The sequence below is a fragment of the Flavobacterium xinjiangense genome (assembly GCF_900142885.1).
Taxonomy (GTDB): Bacteria; Bacteroidota; Bacteroidia; order Flavobacteriales; family Flavobacteriaceae; genus Flavobacterium; species Flavobacterium xinjiangense.
The window spans coordinates 200,631-218,133 of the sequence record NZ_FRCL01000003.1 but is presented as its reverse complement, the minus strand read 5'-3'; the positions used below and the strand labels follow the sequence as shown (position 1 = coordinate 218,133).

General features: G+C 32.1%; 17 protein-coding genes. 11 read left to right on the top strand and 6 right to left on the bottom strand.

Features of this window, described 5'->3' with window-relative positions; translation table 11 throughout:
• Positions 1 to 111: 111 nt before the first annotated feature.
• The 11 genes from BUC23_RS04910 (at position 112) to BUC23_RS04860 (ending at position 11,316) form a co-directional block, all read left to right on the top strand.
• Entirely contained in the window at positions 112 to 906 is a 795-nt protein-coding gene (locus BUC23_RS04910) for an outer membrane protein assembly factor BamD (RefSeq protein WP_073206803.1), read from the top strand.
• Between the two features lie 4 nt (positions 907 to 910).
• Complete coding sequence (locus BUC23_RS04905) at positions 911 to 1,228, top strand: DNA-directed RNA polymerase subunit omega (RefSeq protein WP_035671643.1); 318 nt, start codon at positions 911 to 913, stop codon at positions 1,226 to 1,228.
• Positions 1,229 to 1,235: 7 nt separating this feature from the next.
• On the top strand, positions 1,236 to 2,447 hold the full coding sequence (coaBC, locus tag BUC23_RS04900) for a bifunctional phosphopantothenoylcysteine decarboxylase/phosphopantothenate--cysteine ligase CoaBC (protein ID WP_073206800.1): 1,212 nt from the start codon (positions 1,236 to 1,238) through the stop codon (positions 2,445 to 2,447).
• Entirely contained in the window at positions 2,440 to 3,324 is an 885-nt protein-coding gene (porD, locus tag BUC23_RS04895) for a type IX secretion system protein PorD (protein ID WP_073206337.1), read from the top strand. The genes coaBC and porD overlap by 8 nt, the downstream gene beginning before the upstream one ends.
• A gap of 54 nt (positions 3,325 to 3,378) precedes the next feature.
• Entirely contained in the window at positions 3,379 to 5,031 is a 1,653-nt protein-coding gene (gene recN, locus BUC23_RS04890) for a DNA repair protein RecN (protein WP_073206334.1), read from the top strand.
• A 97-nt stretch (positions 5,032 to 5,128) separates the two neighbouring features.
• Positions 5,129 to 6,319 carry an enoyl-ACP reductase FabV gene (gene fabV / locus BUC23_RS04885; protein ID WP_073206331.1) on the top strand — a complete coding sequence of 397 codons (1,191 nt, stop codon included), beginning with the start codon at positions 5,129 to 5,131 and terminating at the stop codon, positions 6,317 to 6,319.
• A 111-nt stretch (positions 6,320 to 6,430) separates the two neighbouring features.
• Positions 6,431 to 7,237, top strand: a complete 807-nt coding sequence (locus BUC23_RS04880; protein WP_073206328.1) for an enoyl-ACP reductase FabI — start codon at positions 6,431 to 6,433, stop codon at positions 7,235 to 7,237.
• 122 nt (positions 7,238 to 7,359) lie between these two features.
• Positions 7,360 to 8,358 carry a glycosyltransferase family 2 protein gene (locus tag BUC23_RS04875; protein WP_073206326.1) on the top strand — a complete coding sequence of 333 codons (999 nt, stop codon included), beginning with the start codon at positions 7,360 to 7,362 and terminating at the stop codon, positions 8,356 to 8,358.
• A gap of 1 nt (position 8,359) precedes the next feature.
• The gene (gene coaE, locus BUC23_RS04870) at positions 8,360 to 8,956 is read left to right on the top strand and encodes a dephospho-CoA kinase (RefSeq protein WP_073206322.1); all 597 of its coding nucleotides are present in this window, start codon (positions 8,360 to 8,362) and stop codon (positions 8,954 to 8,956) included.
• Between the two features lie 59 nt (positions 8,957 to 9,015).
• Positions 9,016 to 10,599 carry a sensor histidine kinase gene (locus BUC23_RS04865; protein ID WP_073206319.1) on the top strand — a complete coding sequence of 528 codons (1,584 nt, stop codon included), beginning with the start codon at positions 9,016 to 9,018 and terminating at the stop codon, positions 10,597 to 10,599.
• A 3-nt stretch (positions 10,600 to 10,602) separates the two neighbouring features.
• The gene (locus tag BUC23_RS04860) at positions 10,603 to 11,316 is read left to right on the top strand and encodes a response regulator transcription factor (RefSeq protein ID WP_073206317.1); all 714 of its coding nucleotides are present in this window, start codon (positions 10,603 to 10,605) and stop codon (positions 11,314 to 11,316) included.
• An 86-nt stretch (positions 11,317 to 11,402) separates the two neighbouring features.
• Here the strand turns inward: BUC23_RS04860 and BUC23_RS04855 are convergent, their stop codons facing one another.
• The 6 genes from BUC23_RS04855 to BUC23_RS04830 all read right to left on the bottom strand — a co-directional run bounded on the left by BUC23_RS04855 (position 11,403) and on the right by BUC23_RS04830 (position 17,480).
• Positions 11,403 to 12,143, bottom strand: coding sequence for an acyl-[acyl-carrier-protein] thioesterase (locus tag BUC23_RS04855; protein WP_073206313.1), 741 nt, complete (start codon positions 12,141 to 12,143; stop codon positions 11,403 to 11,405).
• Positions 12,144 to 12,207: 64 nt separating this feature from the next.
• Positions 12,208 to 13,125, bottom strand: coding sequence for a tRNA (adenosine(37)-N6)-dimethylallyltransferase MiaA (miaA, locus tag BUC23_RS04850; protein ID WP_073206309.1), 918 nt, complete (start codon positions 13,123 to 13,125; stop codon positions 12,208 to 12,210).
• Positions 13,126 to 13,168: 43 nt separating this feature from the next.
• Positions 13,169 to 14,530 carry an exonuclease domain-containing protein gene (locus BUC23_RS04845; RefSeq protein ID WP_073206307.1) on the bottom strand — a complete coding sequence of 454 codons (1,362 nt, stop codon included), beginning with the start codon at positions 14,528 to 14,530 and terminating at the stop codon, positions 13,169 to 13,171.
• A gap of 74 nt (positions 14,531 to 14,604) precedes the next feature.
• Positions 14,605 to 15,267, bottom strand: coding sequence for a YggS family pyridoxal phosphate-dependent enzyme (locus BUC23_RS04840; protein ID WP_073206303.1), 663 nt, complete (start codon positions 15,265 to 15,267; stop codon positions 14,605 to 14,607).
• A 30-nt stretch (positions 15,268 to 15,297) separates the two neighbouring features.
• A complete protein-coding gene (locus tag BUC23_RS04835; RefSeq protein ID WP_073206299.1) occupies positions 15,298 to 16,518 on the bottom strand; it encodes a DUF1015 domain-containing protein in 1,221 nt (406 codons plus the stop codon).
• Positions 16,519 to 16,592: 74 nt separating this feature from the next.
• A complete protein-coding gene (locus BUC23_RS04830; protein WP_073206296.1) occupies positions 16,593 to 17,480 on the bottom strand; it encodes a 3-hydroxyacyl-CoA dehydrogenase family protein in 888 nt (295 codons plus the stop codon).
• Positions 17,481 to 17,503 lie beyond the last annotated feature (23 nt).

The following is a 17,503-nucleotide window of genomic DNA, read 5'->3' as shown; positions in this document are numbered from 1 at the left end:
AACAAAAATATATTTTGAAGTAGCTAAATTAATAACTAAATTTGCCACCGAAACTTCGGTATGATTTTTTATGTTAAAATAAACTGCGAAAATCAGGAAAAAAGTAAAAAAATGAAAAAAATAATATCTCTATTGCTTCTTATTGTTGTTTTTAGTTCTTGCAATGAATATCAAAAAGCATTGAAAACCGAAGATGTTGCTGTAAAATTTGATATGGCAACTAAATTGTATGATTCAGGTAAATATACCAAAGCAATACGCATTTTTGAGCAAATTGCTCCCGCTTACAGAGGGAAACCACAAGCTGAAAAGTTGTTTTACATGTTTGCCCAATCCTATTACAAAACCAAACAATACTATTTAGCGGGATATCAATTTGAGAGTTTTGTATCTGGGTATCCAAAAAGTGAAAAAATACAAGAAGCTGCTTATTTAGGTGCAAAAAGCTATTCAATGCTTTCGCCAGTATATAGCTTGGATCAGAAGGATACTTTTAAAGCCATTGAGAAATTACAAGCATTTATAGATAATTATCCTAATTCTGAATATTTAGCTGAGGCAAATGCAACTGTAAAAGTGCTAACCGAAAAGATTGAAAAAAAGGTGTATGAAAATGCTAAAGGATATAATACTATTTCAGATTACAAGTCTGCAATAGTAGCTTTTGATAATTTTTTAGGCGATTATCCTGGTACAACATACAAGGAAGATGCCTTGTTTTATAAATATGATTCTGCTTACCAATTAGCAATTAACAGTATTCCTGCAAAAATGGAAGAAAGATTAAATGTAGCAAAAACAGCACATTCAAATCTTGTAAAATTTAATGCGAATTCAAAATATAAAAAGACAGCGGACGAAATGTTAGCTCGAATTGAAAAAGATTTACAAAAATTTAATAAATAAAGTCATGGATTTAAAAAAGACGAATGCTCCGGTAAATACAATAACATACAACAAAAACGTTATTGAAGAACCTACTGGTAACGTGTATGAAGCGATAACAATTATGGCTAAAAGAGCAAACCAAATCAATTCTGAAATCAAAAAGGAATTGACAGAAAAATTGGAAGAATTTGCTACATATAATGACAGTCTTGAAGAAGTTTTTGAAAATAAAGAACAAATTGAGGTTTCTAAATTTTACGAAAAATTGCCTAAGCCACACGCTTTAGCAGTTCAAGAATGGTTGGATGGTAAAATCTACCACAGGGATTCAAATAAATAATAGTACAATGTCAGTTTTAAACGGTAAGAAAATTTTACTAGGTATTTCTGGTGGAATTGCAGCCTATAAAACAGCTTCATTAGTGCGACTTTTCATAAAAGCAGGTGCACATGTCCAAGTGATAATGACACCTGCTTCTAAGGATTTTATAACTCCATTAACGTTATCTACGTTATCAAAAAATCCTGTATTTTCCAGCTTTTACAATCAAGATGACGAGAATGAAAAATGGAACAATCATGTTGAATTAGCTCTTTGGGCTGATTTAATGGTTATTGCTCCAGCTACTGCAAATACCTTGTCTAAAATGGCAAATGGTACCTGTGATAATCTTTTGATTGCAGCTTATTTATCTGCAAAATGCCCAGTTTATTATGCTCCTGCGATGGATTTGGATATGTACAAACATCCATCCACCATTGCTAATTTTTTCTCTCTGACTCAATTTGGTGATACTATAATTCCTGCTGAAAGCGGAGAATTGGCTAGTGGACTTTCAGGAGAAGGAAGAATGGCGGAACCGGAACATATCGTTGCATTTATAGAAGCTGATTTAGAAAGCAGGTTGCCATTAAAAGGTAGAAAAATATTAATTACCGCTGGTCCTACCTACGAAGCGATAGACCCGGTGCGTTTTATAGGAAATCATTCATCAGGAAAAATGGGTTTTGATATTGCTTCAAGCGCTGCAAATTTAGGTGCTTCGGTAATACTGGTTACTGGTCCCACTCATTGTAAAGTAAGCAATCCTTTGATAAAAGTGATTCCTGTCGTTTCTGCTCAGGAAATGTATGACGCCTGTCATCAATATTATGGTGAAGTTGATGTGGCGATTGCCGCAGCAGCTGTTGCGGATTACAGACCGAAAATTGTAGCTGCACAAAAAATAAAAAAGAGTGCAGATGATTTTACTATTGAACTGGAGAAAACAAAGGATATCTTAGCTTCTTTAGGGGAAATCAAAGATAATCAGTTTTTAATTGGTTTTGCTTTGGAAACTGAAAATGAAATTGAGAATGCGAAGCTGAAAATTCAGAAAAAAAACTTAGATTTGATTGTTTTAAATTCATTACAAGATTCAGGAGCGGGTTTTGGAAAACCAACAAATAAAGTTACCTTTATAGATAAGTTTTTTAATATTGAACCAATGGATTTAAAATCTAAGGAAGCAGTTGCTGATGATATATTAAACAAGGTAGTAGCACATTTTTATGAATAAAATAATTACTTTTCTTTTATTACTGACTTCTGGGCTTTCGCAAGCGCAACAGTTAAATTGTACGGTGACTGTAAATGCACAAAAATTAAGTAATGCCAATCAACAAGTTTTTAAAACTTTAGAAGCTTCAGTAAGTGAATTTGTTAATAAAACAGATTGGACCGGACAATCTTTTAAACAAAATGAAAAGATTAACTGTTCGATGTATATTACTGTTTTATCGAACAACTCTGATCAATTTACGGCAACGATTCAAGTACAATCATCAAGACCGGTTTTCAATTCCTCGTATTCCTCTCCCGTATTAAATTATAATGATAAAGACTTCAGTTTTCGATATACTGAATTTGAGAATTTAATTTTCAATCCAACTTCTTTCGATTCAAATTTAGTATCTGTGTTAGCTTTTTATAGCAATATAATTTTAGGAATGGATGCGGATACTTTTGTATTACAATCAGGAAACCCTTATTTTGAAGCAGCCCAAAATATTTCAAATGTTGCACAACAAGGCGGTTACAAAGGTTGGACTCAAAGCGATAGTAACCAAAATCGTTACTTTTTAATAAACGATTTATTATCTCCTACATTTATTGACATTAGACAAACCTTATTCGATTATCATTCAGGAATAGATTTGATGAGTCAGGATTTGAAATCTTCAAAAGAAAAAATCAAAACCTCTTTATCTAATTTGTCCAAATTGAATAAATCAAGACCAAATGCATTTTTGACACGTGTATTTTTTGACGCTAAATCAGATGAGATAGTTTCAATTTTTTCAGGTGGTCCCAGTATATCTATTACGGATTTGGTCGAAAACTTGAATAAAGTATCTCCTTTAAACTCTACTAAATGGGCATTAATTAAGTACTAATTGATTTTCCAATTAACTAAATACCCATTGTTCTTCATCACAAAATAAATTTAAATGATTACCTCTCTTTCGATAAAAAATTATGCACTTATAGAAAAATTAACCATTGATTTTTCAAAAGGTTTTTCAATAATTACTGGAGAAACTGGCGCAGGTAAATCAATAATTTTAGGAGCTTTAGGCCTGGTTTTAGGAAAAAGAGCCGAGTTGACATCTTTGAAAAACAAAGAAGAAAAGTGTATTATTGAAGCTCATTTTGAAATCTCAAAATATAATTTGCGTCCTTTTTTTGATGAAAATGATTTGGATTATGAAGAGGACACTATAATTAGACGTGAAATCCTGCCTTCGGGAAAATCACGAGCTTTTATAAATGACAGTCCTGTAAATCTTCAGGAGCTTCAGGAATTGAGTCTTTTTTTGATTGATATTCATTCGCAACAGCAAACCCAAGAACTTTCGGATGAAAATGTTCAGTTCGAAATTATAGACGCAATTGCCAATAATCAGTTGACTATTCTAGATTATCAAAGTCTTTTGAAAAGTTATAAATCAGATAAATCTAAACTTAATTCGCTGGTTAAAAAACAAACTGAATCTCTAAAAGAACAAGAATACAATACTTTTTTACTAGATGAGTTAGTTGCTGCACAATTAAAATCTGGTGAACAGGAAGTTCTTGAAGCTGATTTTGAAAAGTTGAATAATGTTGAGATTATAAAAGAATCTATAGATAAATCTTTGGCTATTGCCAATGAAGAACAAATAGGAGTTTTACACAATTTGAATGAAATCAAAGTTTCATTGCAGAAAATTGCTTCTTTCTCTACAGAATATCATTCCTTATTAGAAAGAATTACGAGTATAACAATTGAATTTGATGATATCTCAGATGAGCTAAACCGATGCTCAGAGAAACTTATTAATGACCCTGAACAATTGGATTTAATTAGTCAAAAATTGCAAGTGATTTTTAATCTGCAGAAGAAACATCAGGTTTCGGCAGTGGACGAATTATTGGAAATTCAGGCCAAATTAGAGAATTCAGTTTTAGAATTAGGGAATATAGAAGAAGAAATTACAGCACTGACTAATTCAATTAAGCAAAAAACAATTGCATTAGATGATTTTTCGGATGCCATTCATAAAAATAGATTGGAGTCAATTCCTGTTTTGTCTCAAAAATTAATTAGTATTTTAGAAACTTTGGGAATGCCAAATGTGCGCTTTAAAATAGAGCTTAATGAAACTTCAACTTATTTGCCTAACGGAAAAGATGAACTTCAGTTTTTGTTTTCTGCTAATAAAGGAACAGATTTCGGCTTGTTGAAGAAAGTGGCTTCTGGAGGAGAAATGTCCAGAATTATGCTTGCTGTAAAGGCGATATTGGCCCAATACTCAAAATTACCAACACTAATTTTTGATGAAATTGATACTGGCGTTTCGGGAGAGATTGCAATTAGAATGGGAGAAATCATGAAAGAGATGAGTCATGAAATGCAAATTTTTGCCATTACCCACTTACCACAGATTGCTGCAAAAGGAAATGCACATTTCAAAGTATTCAAATCGACTGTTGGTGAGGACACACAATCTGAATTAAAGTTATTGAGTAATGAAGAAAGAATTGTCGAAATAGCTCAAATGTTATCGGGAACTATCGTTTCAGATTCAGCCTTAAATCACGCAAAAGCCTTGCTGAATTAATTTTTAGCTTTATATTTGTTTCCTTTTAAGAAAAAGGAACTGTGCGTGGTTTTGCAAAAAAGTAATGTCAAGATAATAAATTTAAGAATAACAAAATATGATTATAGAACCTAGAATGAGAGGATTTATTTGTACGACATCTCACCCAAAAGGATGCGAACAAAATGTTAAAAATCAAATTGAATATATTAAATCAAAAGGTCCTATTGCAGGAGCTAAAAAAGTATTAGTAATTGGAGCTTCAACTGGTTTTGGTTTGGCTTCCAGAATTACAAGTGCTTTTGGTTCTGATGCATCAACTATCGGTGTATTTTTTGAAAAAGCACCTTCTGAAGGGAAAACAGCTTCACCGGGTTGGTATAATTCTGCTGCTTTTGAAAATGAAGCACATAAAGCAGGTTTATACGCAAAAAGTGTTAATGGCGATGCGTTTTCAAATGAAATTAAAAAACAAACATTAAATTTAATAAAAGCTGATTTAGGTCAAGTTGATTTAGTAATCTACAGTTTAGCTTCTCCGGTTCGTATGCATCCGGTTACAGGTGTTTTGCATCGTTCAGTTTTGAAACCTATCGGAAGTACTTTTACCAATAAAACCGTTGATTTTCATTCCGGGAAAGTTTCAGAAATTTCAATTGAGCCTTGCAGTGGTGATGATATTGAAAATACTGTTGCAGTTATGGGCGGTGAAGATTGGGGTATGTGGATTGACGCTTTAAAAGCTGAAAATCTATTGGCTCCTGGCGCTACAACTGTTGCTTATTCTTATATTGGACCATCATTGACGGAAGCAGTTTATAGAAAAGGTACTATTGGTCGTGCTAAAGATCATCTTGAAGCGACGGCTTTTTCTATTACAGACAGTTTAGCTGATATTGAAGGGAAAGCTTTCGTTTCTGTAAATAAAGCATTGGTAACCCAAGCAAGTTCTGCGATTCCTGTTATTCCATTGTATATTTCTTTATTGTATAAAATAATGAAAGAAGAAGGAATTCATGAAGGTTGTATTGAGCAAATTCAACGTTTATATCAAGAAAGATTATATACTGGAAACGAAGTTCCGGTTGATGAAAAAGGTAGAATTCGTATTGACGATTTAGAAATGCGTCCTGACGTTCAGGAAAAAGTGGCTAAATTGTGGGTTGAAGCTGTAACTGAAAATTTATCTGAAATAGGAGATTTAGAAGGGTACAGAAAAGATTTTTACAATCTGTTTGGCTTTGATGTTGAAGGAGTAGATTATAAAGCGGATACAAACGAAGTAGTTAACATCGAAAGTATCGTTTAATCCTATACTAAATATTTAGTTTACATAATGCATCTTAATTTCACAATGGTTTAATCATTTCGAAATTAAGGTGCATTATTTTTATAAAAAAAAATTTAAATTAATTGTATTATGTACAACTTACTAAAAGGAAAAAGAGGAATTATTTTTGGCGCATTAGACGAAAATTCTATTGCTTGGAAAACGGCTGAAAGAGTGCATGAAGAAGGAGGGATTTTTATTCTTTCGAATGCGCCGGCCGCGATGAGAATGGGGACTATTGATCAACTCGCTCAAAAAACAGGTTCGCAAATTATACCTGCGGATGCCACATCTGTAAACGATCTTGAAAACCTAGTAGATCAGGCAATTGAAATTCTAGGAGGAAAAATCGATTTTGTTTTGCATTCGATTGGAATGTCTGTAAATGTCCGAAAAGGAAACCATTACACCAATCAAAATTACGATTACACGGAGAAAGGCTGGAATGTTTCGGCCGTTTCTTTTCATAAAGTAATGCAGGTTTTGTATAAAAAAGATGCCATGAACGAGTGGGGAAGTATCGTTGCATTGTCTTATATGGCAGCGCAACGTGTTTTTCCTGATTATAATGATATGGCGGATAATAAAGCTTATTTAGAATCTATCGCCCGCAGTTTTGGATATTTCTTTGGAAGAGATAAAAAAGTAAGAGTTAATACTATTTCCCAATCACCAACAGCCACAAAAGCAGGTCAGGGGGTAAAAGGTTTTGGTGGATTTACAGCTTTTGCTGAAAAAATGTCACCTTTAGGGAATGCAACTGCTTTAGATTGTGCTAATTATAATGTATCTCTATTTTCTGATTTAACCAGAAAAGTAACTTTACAAAATTTATTACATGACGGTGGATTCTCAAATATGGGAGTAAGCCAGGAGGTAATGGAAATGTTTGAATAAATAAAATTGTATTTTTATAAAAACCATCAACTGCTATTTGATGGTTTTTTTATGGATAAAGATTACATTTGTTAAAATTTTCGAATCAATAAAAATAATACCTAAATACCACATTCAAGAGTATGTTATTTTCCCTAATCATTCCAGTTTACAATCGTCCGGACGAAGTTGATGAGCTTTTAGAAAGTTTATCACAAACGGATTATAATGAAATTTTTGAAATTGTGATTGTTGAAGATGGCTCAACAATAAGATGTCAGGATGTTGCTCAAAAATATGGAGATAAATTAGATATTTCCTACTATTACAAAGAAAATTCAGGACCCGGGGATTCCAGGAATTATGGAATGAAAAAGGCAAGAGGAGACTATTTTATCATTTTTGATTCGGATTGCATTATTCCAAAAAACTATTTATCGGAAGTAGATACCGCTTTGAAGCAAAACTATGTTGATTGTTTTGGAGGGCCGGATAAAGCCTTGGATAGTTTTTCAGATATTCAAAAAGCGATCAATTTCGCCATGACTTCATTCCTTACTACTGGAGGAATCAGAGGTGGTTCAGAAAAAATAGATAAGTTTCAGCCTCGAAGTTTTAATATGGGATTATCTCGAAAAGCTTTTGAAGCATCAAAAGGTTTTGGGAATATTCACCCAGGAGAAGATCCAGACTTATCCATACGATTATGGAATTTGGGTTTTGAAACTAAACTTTTTCCTAAAGCATTTGTATACCACAAGCGAAGAATAGACTGGGATAAGTTTTCTGTCCAGGTGAACAAATTTGGTAAGGCAAGACCAATCTTAAATAGCTGGTACCCTAAATATAATAAAATTACTTTTTTCTTCCCAACCTTCTTTTTAATAGGATTTATTTTAGCAATAGTATTATTGATTTTTAATCTTGATTTACTGCTTAAATTTTATTTTGGCTATTTTTTGGTATTATTTTTGGTGTCTACTTACCAGAATAAGAGCCTGAAAATAGGCTATTTATCTCTAATTGCTGTTTGGAAGCAATTCTATGGTTACGGAAGAGGATTTTTAGAATCATTTATAAAAATCATCATTCTGAAACAAAAACCACAGGAAGCTTTTCCAGAGTTATTCTTTAAATTGTAATATGACGAAAATTATTGGGTTAACAGGTGGTATTGGCAGTGGGAAAACTACAATTGCCAATGAATTTCTATCTTTAGGAGTTCCTGTGTATATTGCTGATGATGAAGCAAGAAAACTGATGCAATCCTCAGAAGTTATTAATGCAATTAAAACTGTATTTGGTAAAACAGTTTTTGAAAATGATATTTTAAACAGAGAAAAACTTGCCGAAATAGTTTTTAGTAATCCTGAAAAACTGGAACAATTGAATGGTATTGTTCACCCTGCCGTAAAGAAACATTTTAAGGAATGGCTATTAAATCATAAAGACGCTCCATTTGTAATTTACGAAGCAGCCATTTTGTTTGAAAGTGGCGGCTATAAAAATTGTGATATAATAATATCGGTCATTGCACCTTTAGAAACAAGGATTCAAAGGGTTATCGATAGAGATAAAACCACCCGGGAGCAGGTTTTAAAAAGAATTAATATGCAATGGAATGACGAAAAACGCATTTCAAAAAGTGATTTTGTCATTAAAAACACAAATATTGAAGAAACTAAGTCAGAAATTGTTAAAATTCTTAAATTTTTAAAGATTAAACAAAATGTTACTTAGATGTTAATGTTTGGTTAATGTATTATTTAATATATTGTTAAAATACTAATTTTGTTTCGATGAATAAACTTTTTTTTAGATTACTGGTATTATTGATGAGCTTGTCCTTGATTGGGATAATATTGGTTCAAGTTTACTGGTTTAATACATCATTCAAAAACAATGATGAGCAATTCAAATTTCATGTTAAACAAGTTATTGGTAATGTTGCTGATAAACTTCAAAAACAAGAAGCATACAGTTTTTATGATAAGTACAATCATTATAAAGACAGTACTGGAAAAGTTCCTAAAAAAAATGACTTATTAGAGTTTTATTACGTTCAAAAAAATCCAAAAACGAATAAAACAATAATATATTCTAACAGCATTATATCTGAAGATTACAAAATATCTTCTTCGTTCTTTGATAAGAAATTTGATACGGAAAGATTTAAGAATTTTAATTCTAAGCGTGTTACTGAAGTTTACAATAACAATAATATTGATAATTCAGGCGTTGGACAAAGCTTAATTCCAGATGTTAGAATTGAAAAATCAGGAAATTTGGATATTTTAGATAATGCTCAATTTGAAATATTTTTTAAAGATATTGCCTCAGCAATGCCTTTGGAAGAAAGAGTTTCAAAAGAAATATTGCAGAAACTAATAAAAAAAGAATTAGAGGAGCGCGGTGTAAATACAAAATTCGAATTTGGGATTTATAGTAATAACTTGGCAACAAAGGTAAAGTCGGATGATTTTAAATATGATAAAAATGCCACTTATTCAATCCCTATTTTTACGGATAACGAGGGAAATAGTAAATATCAATTGCTGGTTACATTTCCTCATAAAAAGAAATTTTTATTATCTGAGCTCGTTAGTATAACGATACTGTCGATAATATTTACGCTAATCATTCTTATTGCTTATTCGAGTGCATTGAATCAATTGATTCGGCAACGTCATATATCTGAGATAAAAACAGATTTTATTAATAATATGACACATGAATTTAAAACGCCTATTGCAACTATCAATTTAGCTCTGGATGCTATAAAAAATCCAAAAATAATTGATGATAAGGAAAAGGTATTACGTTACCTTCAAATGATTAGGGATGAGAATAAGAGGATGCATGCCCAAGTAGAAAATGTTCTGCGAATTTCTAAATTAGAGAAAAAAGAGTTAGACATAGCTAAGGAGTCTTGTAATTTAGAAGAAATCATTAATGAAGCAATTGAGCATGTTAATTTGATTTTGGAAGATAGAGAGGGAACAGTTACAACGCATTATGATGCCACAAGAAAGACCGTTTTATTAAATGATGTACATTTTACAAACGTGCTGGTTAATATATTAGAAAACGCAATTAAGTATTCTCCCGATGTTCCTAAAATTGATGTTTATACTGAAAATGTAAAAGATATGGTTATCATTAAAGTTAAGGATAATGGGTTAGGAATGGGTAAAACAGCTCAGAAAAGAATTTTCGAAAAATTTTACAGAGAGCATACTGGAGATTTGCACAATGTTAAAGGGCATGGTTTAGGTTTAGCTTATGTAAAGAGAATTGTTGAGGACCATAACGGTCAAGTTTATGTAGAAAGTGAAAAGGGAAAAGGAAGTACCTTCATAATAAAATTACCATTAATAAATTAAAATATGGAAAATGTAAATAAAAAAATACTTTTAGTTGAAGATGACCTGAATTTTGGTGCAGTGCTAAAAGATTATTTAATGCTAAATGATTTTGATGTTACTTTAGCGAAAAATGGAATGGAAGGATTTGAAAAATTCAAGAAAGATACTTTTGATTTGTGTATTCTGGATGTTATGATGCCATATAAAGATGGTTATACGCTTGCAAAAGAAATCAGAGAGAAAAACAATGAAGTGCCAATTATTTTCTTGACAGCAAAATCTATGAAAGAGGATGTTTTAAAAGGATATAAGGCTGGCGCGGATGATTATTTGAACAAACCTTTTGATTCTGAAGTGCTTTTGATGAAAATTAAAGCTATAATTCAAAGAAAATCATCTGATACTAAAGCGGAACAAGCACAGTTTGAATTTAATATTGGAAAATTTCATTTTAATTCAAAGCTTCGTTTTTTAACATTTAACAATGAAGAGCCTATTAAATTGTCTCCGAAAGAGAACGAGTTATTGAAAATGTTGATTCTTCACGAAAATGATTTAATGCCAAGAGAATTGGCCTTAACAAAAATATGGAGAGATGATAACTATTTCACATCAAGAAGCATGGATGTATACATCGCTAAATTAAGAAAATATCTTAAATTAGATGAAGATGTTGAAATCTTAAATATTCACGGTGAGGGATTTAGACTAGTTGTAAAAAACAAAGTAGCATAATAAAAATGGCTTCGAGAAATCGAAGCCATTTTTTTGGGTTATTGCCACTTTTACCAAGGTTAGGGCTTTTGAGAAATAATTTTGTACTATTTCCAATTTAATTGTAAAGCAAAACTGGTTTTATTCTCTTTTGTAATGCTAAAAGTCGTTTCGGTTTCATTCAAGCTCTCATGAATGATTACAGTATCTTTCAAAGATAGTTCCTTCATAAAATTCATTTCGAAACTTTCTATTTTTTGGTTTAGAATTAGTTTTTCATCAACCAGATCCAAACACCATTCCAGATATTTTACATTATTTACGTGATTTACAATGTCTAAATCAGATAAGAATACCGTTTTCTCAAAAACTATTTCTTTTTCATAATTCAAATTAATTTTTGAAAAACCATGCTTTGTAGCTCGTGTATCAGGATACAATTCAAAATGTTCGAATGGTAAAGCCAATGCTTCCGGACGGCGCATTTTAGTATTAAAAACAGCCCAAAAAGTCTCAGAACCTGCAATCTTTTTTCCGTTAAGATACATTTCCAGCGCGCGTACGGAACGAGAATTTTCTAAAGAGTTAATCCACGTTTTTACTGTCACAATATCTCCCCATTTAGGCAAAGTATCTATTTCAACACGCATTCTGCTTAAAACCCAAGCTTGGTTGAATTCCTGCATATCCAAAAAGCTAATGCCTCCAACTTCAGAATGTGCGGCAGCTGTCAGTTGCAGGATATTGCATAAGTCAGTATATTTTAGATTTCCATTTGGAGCGCATTGGGTAAAATTGATTTCCCAGTCTTTGCTTAAAATAGAAGAGAAATTTGGAGCTATCGGCATATAAATAGTAATGAATAGTGAATTACAAATTACGAATTTGAATTCTTAGATTTATTTTTTTTTTTTACTTTTTCGAATTGATGAAATCCACAATAGTTTCATACGGAGTTTCAAAATCAAACCATTTGGTATTTTCATTTCTTTTGAACCAAGTCAGTTGGCGTTTAGAAAATCGTCTTGTATTTTTCTTTATTTCTTCGATGGCAAATTCTAATGAAATTTCACGATCAAAATAACTGAATAATTCTCTATAACCCACGGTTTGCAGTGCATTCAATTCTTTGTTTGGGAATAAAACTTTGGCTTCAGCCAAAAGACCTTCGTTCATCATTATATCAACACGCTGGTTGATTCTATTATAAATTATAGATCTGTCAGCTTCTAAACCAATAAGAATAGGAGTGAAATTTCGGCTGTTTTGCTTCTGATTTAAAAAGGATGAATATGGTTTTCCGGACCCTATACAAACTTCTACAAAACGCATCATTCGTTGCGGATTTTGCAAGGTTTGAGGATTCTCTTTAATCAGTGTTTTATAATAATCAGGATCTAATGCCTCTAATTTTTGTTGTAAATAACCAATTCCTAATTTTTCGTAATTTGAATTTTCTGCTAAACGTACTGAAGAATCAATTTCAGGAAACTCATCAAAACCTTTTAGAATGGCATCGACATACAAACCAGATCCACCAACTAAAATAACATAATCATTTGTCACAAATAATTCATCGAGTTTAGCTATGGCTTCTTTTTCAAAATCACCCACAGTGTAGTTTTCAAAAATAGATTTGTTTTGAATGAAATGGTGTTTTGCAGTTGCTAATTCTGATTTGTTGGGGACTGCTGTTCCAATAGTCATTTCCTTGAAAAACTGTCTGCTGTCACAGGAAATAATTTCGGAATTGAAATAATCTGCTAAAACAATGCTCAAAGAAGTTTTTCCAATCGCTGTAGGGCCAACTATAGTAATTAAGTATTTCATGTTTTGTTATAACGAATGGCTAAAATTGACTTCAAAATAAAACTTAAAACTTGATAATTTTCAATGTTTTACTTTTTCGAACATGACCTTGAATAATATTCTTAGTATCCCTGTTATTTTGCATTGGTATAATAATATTTTTAAGAATTTCAATATTGTGAATTTGATAATTCAAATCATAAAATGCATACCCTTTATAAATTCCGTTTTCTATTAATATGGCACTTCGCTCGTTGATGGTTCTCCCTTTGTCAACCAATACCATATTTTGATTGTCAAAGCTGTTTTTGTCAATGAAACCTTGAACTCTTGTGTTGTATTCTTCGGGAGTAATTTGTCCAATACAAGCTCCATCACATTCTTTTATAGTATATTGAAAACAGTTTGTTTTGGAGGCATATAAACCCGTTAATTTTTGGCACAAATGATACGCCGAAGTAATTCTAAACAATGTATTTTTTCCTTCTTGCAACGAAGTAAATGAGGTGATTTCTTTTTTACGACCGTCTGCTTTTTGCAATTTCAGATTCAAATATCCTTTTTCATCTTTTTCCGCATACAAAGCCAGTTGGAAAATACTCTTCCTTTGCGCTCGGTTATGAATAGGCTTATTGATTTTTATTTCTTCGCTCTCTTTCAATAGAGCAATCAATTCGCTTCCTGTTTCATCGTAAGTTACCGTGAAAACTTCTGCTTGAATTTTTTTGCATTTAGTTGTAGTTCCCGTGAAATGCTGGTTGACACGTTTTTTTATGTTTAGGCTTTTGCCAATATAAATCAGATTGCCTTTTTCGTTATGAATATAGTAAGTTCCGGTTTTTGCGGGTAAATTTGATATAATGTCTAATAATTTGGGAGCGATTCCTTTTTCGATTTCTAGCTTAATGAAATCTTTTACAATTTCTTTTTCTAAATCTTTCTCCAAAAGAATTTTAAATAATTTCACTGTTGCCAGAGCATCACCGCTAGCTCTGTGTCTATCTGCCATTGGGATTCCAAGGGCACGCACCAGTTTGCCCAAACTATGCGAAGGTTGCTCCGGTAATAATTTTTTTGACAATTCAACGGTACAAAGTGTTCTTGCCTCAAAATTATAGCCTAATCGTCTAAATTCAGTTCGAAGAATTCTATAATCAAAAGAAGCATTATGTGCTACAATTACGCAATCATTAGTCATTTCGATAATGCGTTTTGCTACTTCAAAAAATTTGGGAGCGGAGCGCAGCATTTCATTATTGATTCCAGTCAATTTAACTACAAACGGCTGAATTGGAATTTCGGGATTCACTAAACTAATAAATTGGTCTACAACCTCATGGCCGTCAAATTTATAGATGGCGATTTCAGTTATTCCTTCTTCGTTAAATTGTCCTCCTGTGGTTTCTATGTCTAGTATTGCGTACAAATTTTGTATTTATTGTTTAAGTTTTCAGGATGTGAAAAATCTGAAATCAAAAATCGTTAATCTGAAATTAAAAATTAATTTCTTCCCCCAAAGATACTACTTCCTATTCGAACCATTGTGCTTCCGCATTCAATTGCGAGTTTATAATCTCCAGACATTCCCATAGAAATAGTTTTCAGTTTACAGTTTACAGTTTTCAGTGGGTGCAATCCATCAAAAATAGATTTCAAGTGTGTGAATTCTTTTTTGATTTGGTTTTTGTTATCAGTAAAAGTCGCCATTCCCATCAATCCTACAATTCTAATGTTTTTCATCTCCTGAAATTCATTGGAAGATAAGAGAGAAGATAATTCCTCTTCATCAAGACCAAATTTAGTTTCTTCTTCAGCAATATGTATTTGCAATAAACAATCGATAACTCTATTGTTTTTTTGAGCTTGTTTGTTGATTTCCTGTAGTAATTTCAGGCTATCTACTCCATGAATCAAGCTCACAAATTGTGCCATAAATTTGACTTTATTCGTCTGTACATGACCAATCATATGCCACTGAATGTCTTTTGGCATTTGTTCCCATTTCTCTGCCATTTCCTGGATTTTGTTTTCTCCAAAAATGCGTTGCCCTGCTTGATAAGCTTCCATCAAGTCAGGAATTGGTTTGGTTTTAGAAACAGCCACTAAGGTTACGTGCTCCGGTAATGTGGCTTTTATAGAAAGTAAGTTTTGAGCTATCGACATTTTTTAATCTTTTAATTTATTTGTGTGAAATCAAAGTTCATAAATTACTAAACCACTTCTAAACTTCGGTTCGATGTAAGTGCTTTTTGGAGGCATAATCAAATTATTATCAGCCAAAGCTTTTATTTCTTCTATATTTGAAGGAAAGAGAATAAAACCAAGTTCAAATTCTCCCAGATCAATTTTTTGTTTTACTTCTAAAATGGATTGCTTTCCCGAGATATACTCGATGCGTTCATCATTGCGTAAATCTTCGATTCCAAGAAGAGGCAAAAGTACTTTTTTGTACAGAATTTGTGTATCTAAACTTTCCAAAGCAGTTTCGAAAACTTCGTTGTCTTTTTGTAAAACCAGGCTATAAAAATCATTGTCAAGATACATTCCGAACTGATGTTTTTCAGAAGGCTGAAAAGGTTGCTTATGTTTATTTTCAATAATAAAACTCCCACTTAATTCATTTATAAAATCCTCTTTCGAGAAACCATTCAAATCTTTTACCAATCGATTAAATTCATAAATTTTGACATTATTTTCGGAAATTAAATAACTTAGAATATAATCTTTTGCAGTGTTTTCTGGGTCTGTATTCTCTTCAGATAATAATTTTAAAGCTTCCGTGCGATGATGACCGTCAGCAATATAAAGACTTTCTGTTTTTTCAAATATATTTTGTAACCAGCTAATCTCTAATGAATCTTCAATTTTCCAAAGGTAATGAATCTCTTTTTTGGTAGTCGAGAATTCGAAATCGGCTAATTTTTGCGTGCAGTTATAAATCCAGTTTTCTATTGTCTTATTATCAGGATATGTCATTAAAACAGGCTCTGTGTTGAACTCTGCATATTTCATATAATCTTTAAGCAACTGAACTCTGAAAGCTAGGATATCTTCGTGTTTTTTTATGACATTATTGCGGTAATCTTCAACACTTGTTCCCACAATAATTCCGGTGAAAGAATGTGTTTTGGTAACAATCTTATGAATATAGATAGCAGGCTTATTATCTTTAACTAAAATAATTTCATTTTTGAATTCCTGATATTTTTGATGTACTTGTCTGTATCTTTTTTCAAAAGAAACAGTTTCCTGATTGGTATAGGCCGGTTTTAGAATGTGCAAAAAAGACAATGGATTAAAATCTAATTGTGCTGCTAACTCGGCATTCACATATTCTTCATAAGAACGACAGGTGACAAGGCAGACTTTATCACGAGTAGGACGAACTGCTTTAAAAGGAACTATTATAGCCATAATTATGTCATAAGTCCTAAAGTCGAATGTCTAAAGAAATTAACTTTAAGACTTTCGACTTTTTAATATTGAGACTATATAAATTGTTTAGAAATCTTCTCTGCTTTTTTGCTTTCAGAATAATCATAGAAACCTTCGCCAGATTTCACACCCATTTTTCCTGCGCGAACCATATTTACCAATAAAGGACACGGTGCGTATTTTGGATTTTTGAAACCATCGTACATTACGTTTAAAATAGCCAAACATACATCAAGACCTATAAAGTCAGCTAATTGTAAAGGTCCCATTGGGTGACCCATCCCTAATTTCATTACAGTATCAATTTCATAAACACCTGCAACTTTGTTGTACAAAGTTTCAATAGCTTCATTGATCATGGGCATCAAAATTCTATTGGCTACAAATCCAGGGTAATCGTTTACTTCAACAGGCGTTTTTCCTAATTTTTCAGATAAATCCATGATAGTTTTAGTCACTTCATCAGAAGTAGTATAACCACGGATGATTTCAACTAATTTCATAATTGGCACCGGATTCATAAAGTGCATACCGATAACGCGCTCCGGATGTGCTACAACAGCTCCAATTTGTGTAATAGAAATGGAAGAAGTATTGGTTGCTAAAATAGTATTGTGAGAACAAGCCTCATTCAATTGCTTGAAAATATTAAGTTTTAACTCTACATTTTCGGTAGCTGCTTCAATAACTAAATCTACACCAACAACACCATCTTTTATGTCCGTATAGGTGATTATATTAGTAATTGTTCTTGCTTTATCTTCTTCGGTTATAGTTCCTTTTGCCAACATTCTGTCCAGATTTGCAGCAATAGTAGCTATTCCTTTGTCTAAAGATTTTTCGGAAACATCTATTAATTTTACGGTAAAACCACTTTGGGCAAATGTGTGAGCAATTCCGTTACCCATTGTTCCTGCTCCGATTACGGCTATGTTTTTCATTTTTTTTTGGTTTAAAGTTTAAA